The sequence below is a fragment of the Aminobacter sp. P4_D5 genome (assembly GCF_056401815.1).
Window position 1 is genome coordinate 1 of record NZ_JBFUIP010000630.1, and the last position, 754, is coordinate 754.

Here is a 754-nt window from a genome sequence, read left to right on the forward strand (position 1 = left end):
ATCTAGAGYATGATCGCCGCAGGTGGAATCACCGGARGCGTGAATCATRCYYTCMAAACAACARGCYAGAGCTTTTGCAGKGAGCCCTTGCGAACGGAARARGCTCTAGTTCAGCGCCGGCGTCACTTCGAAGGGCCTTTCGGCCAGGAAGCCCGCGGCGGCACGCAGCACCAGCGAATCCGCGAGACGTGGCCCCGCCAGTTGCAGGCCGACCGGCAGACCCTCGGAGCTGAAGCCGCAGGGCACCGAGATCGCCGGCCCATGCGAGAGGTCGAAGGGATAGGAGAACTCCGCCCAGACCAGCCAGTCCCAATCGTGCTGCGGCCAGTGCGGCGGGCGCTGCAGCCCGACCGGAAAGGCTGCGACGGAAGCCGAGGGCGTCGCCAGCAGGTCGAAGCCCGACTCCGAGAACCAGGCATTCACCGCCGCCGCATAGGCGAAGCGGCGGCCCATGGCGGCATGCGCCTGCTCGAAGGTGAAGTCCTTGTAAGCATGGGTGCAGGCGACGAGGCCGGGGTCCATCTGCGCCTCGTCCCCGGGGCTCTTCGCGAGATAGGCCTTGTAGGCGCCGCCCCACATGTCGCGCTCCAGCGCGGGCCCCTCGGGACCCCAGGGCGGGGTGACATGCTCCACCGTGGCGCCGCCGCGGACCAGCGCCTCCAGGCTCGCCTCGACGGCCGCCGCCACGTCCGGGTCCACGCGGGCATGGCCGAGATCCGGGCTGTAGGCGATGCGCAGGCCCTTCAGCCCGCCC

The 754-nt window shown here is 69.3% G+C and carries 1 protein-coding gene; it reads right to left on the reverse strand.

Annotation, left to right across the window (positions count from 1 at the left end):
* Positions 1 to 105: 105 nt before the first annotated feature.
* On the reverse strand, positions 106 to 754 hold a 649-nt coding region (locus AC1DWF_RS33975), incomplete at its 5' end, for an amidase family protein (RefSeq protein ID WP_476842888.1).